The sequence below is a fragment of the Halanaerobium sp. genome, assembly GCF_003070835.1.
In genome coordinates this window covers 1-5,415 of the sequence record NZ_QBLR01000233.1, presented here as the reverse complement: position 1 = coordinate 5,415, position 5,415 = coordinate 1, and the positions used below count along the sequence as shown (strand labels likewise).

Here is a 5,415-nt window from a genome sequence, read left to right as displayed (position 1 = left end):
TTTGATAAATTCTGGGAATCTTCATATAAAAACTTAAAAATTTGAATATATTCTTTAGTTAAAGCTTTTTTAAGATGTTCTTCGTGTTTTAAGTCATCCAATTTATGATATAAAATTGAATAATTATTTATTAAAGAAAAAATTGAACTTTTAAAGTCATTTATATTAGAATTAGTAAGATTATGATTTAAAATGTTTTTTATAACATCTAAAATATCTTTATATTCTTCTTCTATTTCTTTTTTTATTTTTTTTCTATCTCTTTTAATTTTTGAAAGTTTATCGTTGTTATTTTCTTTATTGTCTTTAAAATTATTTTCATTTGACATTAATTCTTGTAATGAAAATGAAATATTACTAAGATCAATATTTTTGGGGATTCCATAATTATTTAAAAGATATATTTCAACCTCTTTAGAAGACAAGTTATCTAAATAACTACTTATATAAATCGATGGATCAATACTTTTAAGATTGGAAATAATAAACCTAAAAAACGGTATAAAATTAACTAAAAATAACATGACTAAAAATAGCCCAAATTTTTCAGAGGTTAATATAGCAATTGAGTTAAAATTTACAAAAGAGAAAAAATTATAATCTTTAATAGTAAGCAAATATGTACCAATTCCAGATACAAATATAATTATGCTTGAAAATAATAAGTATAATCTGAAGTTATTATCTTTAAATATTTTATTAAAAAAACTAGATGTGTATTCTTTATTTGTAAGTTGGATAAAAATAAAAGTAATAGGCAATAAAATACTAATAGAAGTTATTTGACCATTAAAAATAATCCCATAAAAATTTTTGAAATTATCTAGCATAAATATTAACTCCCTCTTTAAATGTTTTTATTTTCATACTCACTTTTTCTTCTATAAAAAGTAGATTTGCTAATATCCATTTCTTCCATAGCCTCAACTGCAGTCATATTTTCTTGATTATAAACCTGATCATGATAATATTCAAAATCATCCACTTCAATTTTTGGCCTACCAAAATTAACTCCATTTTCTTTTGCCTTTTTAATTCCTTCTTTCTGACGCTGCCTAATTTTCTTTCTTTCTTTTTCTGACATATATGATAGAAGTTCTAGAATAATATTGGAGATAAGCTCTTCCATTCCTTCTTTATATTTTCTAGTGTCCAATAAATCCATATCTAAAACAACAATATCTGCTCCAATATCCATCGTGATTTCTTTCCACTCTTCTTTTATCTTTCTGTAATTTCTACCAAGACGATCTAAATCTTTAATGAATAAAACATCATCTTTCTTGAGTAGTCTTTTAACTAACTGATATTCAGGTCTATCAAAATCTTTACCACTCATTTTATCAGTAAAAATATATCCTTCTTCAATTCCAGCTTTTAATAATGCATCTTTCTGCCTGGCAGGATTTTGTTCCTTACTCGAAACTCTTATGTAACCATATTTTCTTCCACTCATGTTTTTCACCTCTATTTCCAATTATTACTTATAGTGTATCATAAAAGTTTCAAAAGATACATGTTAATTATGGGATATACCAAAATTAAATTTAGCATGTTTTGAAACGAATTTGACAAAAAGCAAATAATAGCTGAATGAATTGCTATTACTGGCTTTATAGATAATCTATTAATTTACTTGAAATACATTTCAATATGTATACTTTTTGAGATGCCAAAATAGATTTTTAAAAAGTTTTATAAATTACAGTATCCTAAAATTAATTACAAAAACTACTTAAAAGCTAATAATATGAATGATATACTTTACTTAATAAGAAAATTTAATTGATCATCCATAACATATGATTCGTATATTTAGTTTTAAAATAGATTAGTAGAAAGGAATAAAATAATAATGACTGATGCTGAAACTATGAAAAAGCTTAGAGAAAAGAGAAGAGAAAGTAATAAATGCACTCGCTGCGGCAAGGAAGTTGAAAATAAAGAAAAAAGTATTTGTTCGAAATGCAGAAAATATTTACGATATTATAAGAAACATAATGAACCACCAATTAAAAAATTGAAGTTGGTTAACCGTTCCCCAGTTAATGAAGTTAAGAATAAAAGGCTTGTAGAAGCTATGAAAAGAAAAAGTAAAAAAGAAAATTTAAAAATTAATACTAAAAAACTGGCAGATGAAATCGCTTCAAGTCAGAGAAGTGTTCAAAGATGGATTTTTGAAGGTGAAAATCCTTCTGAAAAGTTCAAGAAAAAAATTAATAATTATTTTGGGGAAGAAATTTTTGAATTATAATTAGACTAATGAAATTATAGGTCTTCTAATAGTTTTCGCCCTCTTTTAAGACTTTCATCGATATTTATTTTTTTGCTTTTCTTCCTTCGGTATTTTCTTCTTTTAACAAAATTTTCATTTTTTATCTCAATCAATAGTAAATTTATAAAAAATTAAAGAAATTGGCATAATTTATACCACCTTTCATAGTGATCTAATTATTTGTTTCTAAAGTCTTTTTAAATTCTTCCCAGGTAGCTTTTTTCATTTTACCTTCACGCATCATTTTCATTTCTTTTAGAGATTGTTCAAGAGATTCTTTTGGTGATCTACCTTTATCACTAGAAGTCATTAGAGCATCTCCTTTTTTTATCTTTTTATTCTATAATTTATTTTATCTTATTTAAAAAATAATTACAAAATGACCTAAAAACAAAACTTTGTGAATGATATAATTAAATAAATTAATAGAAAGGAATTGATAAAAATGTTGAGTGAAATCACTGATTCAATCAAAAAATTTAATACTCTTTCTGATGAAGTTTTGGGATATGAAGAAAGCGAGATTTTAGGCTTTGCTTATTTTGCTGAAGGAAAAATTTATCTGGTAAACACTTCTTTTGAACAGCCTTATATCCGAATTGGAAATCAATATTATGATAGCACACCCAAAACAAAAGCTGATTATCGAGCTGGATTAGCTGCTCTAATTAGAAAGGGTTATGCAGAAAAATGGTATGGAGGAATTTTTATGTTAACCAAAAAAGGGTGGGACAAAGCTCAATCCATAGTAGAAGATATTAGAAAAAATCATTGTAAAGCTCAATAGAAATTGATATCCTAATAATAGTTATTATTATAAGTTAATAATTAATATAATATGCAATGATAGGAGTTTAAAGATATCAAATGGTTTTGCCCCAACTGTAGCATAGATAAACTTGATGTTAATGTCAAAATTGATAATGCTTAAATGAGAAACTCATCTGAACATAAGACATAGAAAATCTCCTTTCAGAACAAAGCTCCCTGCTTGGGAGCTTTATTCTTAAAAGATTAAAGTTAACCATTCAAAATTTGATATTTAATTTTTTGGAATAAGTCTTCAGTAATTATTTGATGTCCCTCAATATTATAAATGTCTTTTTTATTTAAATGCTCTTTTATCTTTTTATAGTCTTCTTCAATTAATACCAATTCCAGTTTTTCTAGATTTACAATACCTTTATTTTTTATCTTCTTTGGTAATTTATCTTGGCACCAGTTGCAAATATTGTTTCTATATTGCATTGGCCATAAGGAATCCACTCTGTCTCCTTCTTTCAAAGGACTATCACATACTGTACAGAAAGGAAGAGTATGGTGAGCAATATGCTCAGCATTCTCCTGAATAAATTCCTCATCATAAATATCATAATCATCAGAATCAAGTTTAAGATCCCCGTTTCGATCTAGCATTTCTGCAAGTTCGTCTTCGGGTATCTCTCTGAAACCATTTTCATCTATTTGAGAAAGTTTCTCTTCTTTTTTCTTCTTTCTATAATTTTCAAGTTTGGTTACTTTTTTCATCTTTAATTATCCTCCCTTAATTATCATTTTCTTTGTTCTTAATCATAATATCAACCATGCTGCTGAATTCAGCTTCACTTATTCCGTTTCCTTTTGCCTTAAGAGCTAGATCAAAATATTTATCTTTTATATTTCTTCTTTGAATTTCAGAAGTTATTTTTCTAAATAGCAAAATTAAATTTTTGGTGTCTTCAACCGATAACCCTTCTTTTTTTGCTTCAATAGCCAAGCTATAGTATGGCATCTCTTCTCTTGAAATAGTAATTTCATCTGTATCTTTATCGCTAAGATTCTCCTCATTTATATTACTTGTAGCTAATTTCTCAAGACTTACATTATAATAATCAGCTAAATTATAGATGGTCTCAAAGCTAACACTCGGTGAATTTCCCGTTTCTATCCGACTCAAACTACTGGTATTTATACCAATTGAATTAGAAACTTCTTTAAGTGATTTATTTTTATTTTTTCTGATCTTCCTTAAATTCTCCCAGATCTGATTATCCATTTTAATCCCCTCTTTTTCATTTAAAACATCTTTTAAACTAATATTTTTAAATTAGCAGTTCAATTTGCAAACAAAACAAGTTTTAAATCATTTCTACTACTATTATAACATTTATTTGTTTAAATTGCAAGTTATTTTTAAAAATATTTGACAAATAAACAAATTTAATATACAATATTGTTGTAATCACAAAATAAAAACAGGAGGTTTTGCAAGTGAAACAAATAATAGATATTTTTATGTTAGCTGCAGACGAAATCGCCACTTTAAGTTTTTCAACTCAAATCATATTATTAATTATCGGATTAACTGCTGGTGTAGAATTAATGAAATCAAATTATAGAGATATTAAAAAATTATTTAAGAATAGACAAAAATTTAAAAAATCAAATCAACTTATTTATCTGGATAATACAAAAAAACCTGTTCCAGTAATGGTTGAAATAGATAGATCAGGTAATTACAAAGATGATTTATTAAATCTTAAGACACCAGATTCAGATTATCAGAATCAAGATAAAATTTATTATTACAGGTAAAATCAATTAAAAAAATAATCTCCCCTTTTATTTTCTCCCTGATGGTTCTAACTATCAGGGAGTTTTATTTTTTCATCCTGTAAAATCTATGAGTCCATTTAATTAGTTGAATATTAAACCAAGCATTAAATAAATTCAAAAAAGGAAAAGAAACTAGAAGATAAAATTAAGCCAGTTTTCCAAATTATAATTGTTGTAGCTGTTAAATATTAAAATATATATTTGTCGTACAGAGACTTTACTGTTATTGAAGGGACTGCAAGATTTTTTGGTTTTATTTTTAATACTTGAGTAAAATACTTGTGATACACACTTCATCACTTATATAATAAGGGATCAGAGCTATTTTAAGAGATAAGATTTAACACAAGTAAAATTTATAAGTTGAAAAAACAAAATTTAAATTAGAAACTTAACACATATTGTCCTACAAATTTCCATAAAAATAGCTATAAAAGCTTATAAATTAGGATCTTTTTGTAATCATAATTGTCCTACAAATTTTTAAAACATAAATCTGTTTTTTCGACATATATCGTCAGATATTTTTTAAATTGTAAAAATAG

General features: G+C 25.5%; 8 protein-coding genes. 3 read left to right on the top strand and 5 right to left on the bottom strand.

Features of this window, described 5'->3' with window-relative positions; genetic code table 11:
- Together CI949_RS16165 and CI949_RS16160 are read right to left on the bottom strand one after the other, a co-directional pair.
- The coding region (locus tag CI949_RS16165) for a hypothetical protein (RefSeq protein WP_290768171.1) at positions 1-830 on the bottom strand (830 nt) is incomplete at its 3' end.
- Between the two features lie 17 nt (positions 831-847).
- Positions 848-1,456, bottom strand: a complete 609-nt coding sequence (locus tag CI949_RS16160) for a recombinase family protein (RefSeq protein WP_290768169.1) — start codon at positions 1,454-1,456, stop codon at positions 848-850.
- A 399-nt stretch (positions 1,457-1,855) separates the two neighbouring features.
- Between CI949_RS16160 and CI949_RS16155 the strand changes: the two genes are divergently transcribed.
- Positions 1,856-2,254: a hypothetical protein gene (locus CI949_RS16155; protein WP_290768166.1), complete on the top strand. Its 399-nt coding sequence runs from the start codon at positions 1,856-1,858 to the stop codon at positions 2,252-2,254.
- A 193-nt stretch (positions 2,255-2,447) separates the two neighbouring features.
- Here the strand turns inward: CI949_RS16155 and CI949_RS16150 are convergent, their stop codons facing one another.
- On the bottom strand, positions 2,448-2,585 hold the full coding sequence (locus tag CI949_RS16150) for a hypothetical protein (RefSeq protein ID WP_290768164.1): 138 nt from the start codon (positions 2,583-2,585) through the stop codon (positions 2,448-2,450).
- Positions 2,586-2,720: 135 nt separating this feature from the next.
- Between CI949_RS16150 and CI949_RS16145 the strand changes: the two genes are divergently transcribed.
- Positions 2,721-3,062, top strand: coding sequence for a hypothetical protein (locus tag CI949_RS16145; RefSeq protein WP_108141784.1), 342 nt, complete (start codon positions 2,721-2,723; stop codon positions 3,060-3,062).
- A 233-nt stretch (positions 3,063-3,295) separates the two neighbouring features.
- Here CI949_RS16145 and CI949_RS16140 read toward each other — a convergent pair whose 3' ends face one another.
- The gene (locus CI949_RS16140) at positions 3,296-3,802 is read right to left on the bottom strand and encodes a hypothetical protein (RefSeq protein ID WP_108141782.1); all 507 of its coding nucleotides are present in this window, start codon (positions 3,800-3,802) and stop codon (positions 3,296-3,298) included.
- A gap of 16 nt (positions 3,803-3,818) precedes the next feature.
- Positions 3,819-4,310, bottom strand: coding sequence for a helix-turn-helix domain-containing protein (locus CI949_RS16135; protein WP_108141780.1), 492 nt, complete (start codon positions 4,308-4,310; stop codon positions 3,819-3,821).
- A 215-nt stretch (positions 4,311-4,525) separates the two neighbouring features.
- Here CI949_RS16135 and CI949_RS16130 point away from each other — a divergent pair, with 215 nt between their 5' ends.
- Entirely contained in the window at positions 4,526-4,849 is a 324-nt protein-coding gene (locus CI949_RS16130) for a hypothetical protein (RefSeq protein ID WP_089720759.1), read from the top strand.
- The last annotated feature ends 566 nt before the right edge of the window (positions 4,850-5,415 follow it).

Bases quoted from the DNA above. Each gene is read 5' to 3' on its own strand.
- CI949_RS16145 (WP_108141784.1), top strand. From the start codon at position 2,721: ATGTTGAGTGAAATCACTGATTCAATCAAAAAATTTAATACTCTTTCT.
- CI949_RS16160 (WP_290768169.1), bottom strand. From the start codon at position 1,456: ATGAGTGGAAGAAAATATGGTTACATAAGAGTTTCGAGTAAGGAACAA.
- CI949_RS16135 (WP_108141780.1), bottom strand. From the start codon at position 4,310: ATGGATAATCAGATCTGGGAGAATTTAAGGAAGATCAGAAAAAATAAA.
- CI949_RS16140 (WP_108141782.1), bottom strand. From the start codon at position 3,802: ATGAAAAAAGTAACCAAACTTGAAAATTATAGAAAGAAGAAAAAAGAA.
- CI949_RS16150 (WP_290768164.1), bottom strand. From the start codon at position 2,585: ATGACTTCTAGTGATAAAGGTAGATCACCAAAAGAATCTCTTGAACAA.
- CI949_RS16155 (WP_290768166.1), top strand. From the start codon at position 1,856: ATGACTGATGCTGAAACTATGAAAAAGCTTAGAGAAAAGAGAAGAGAA.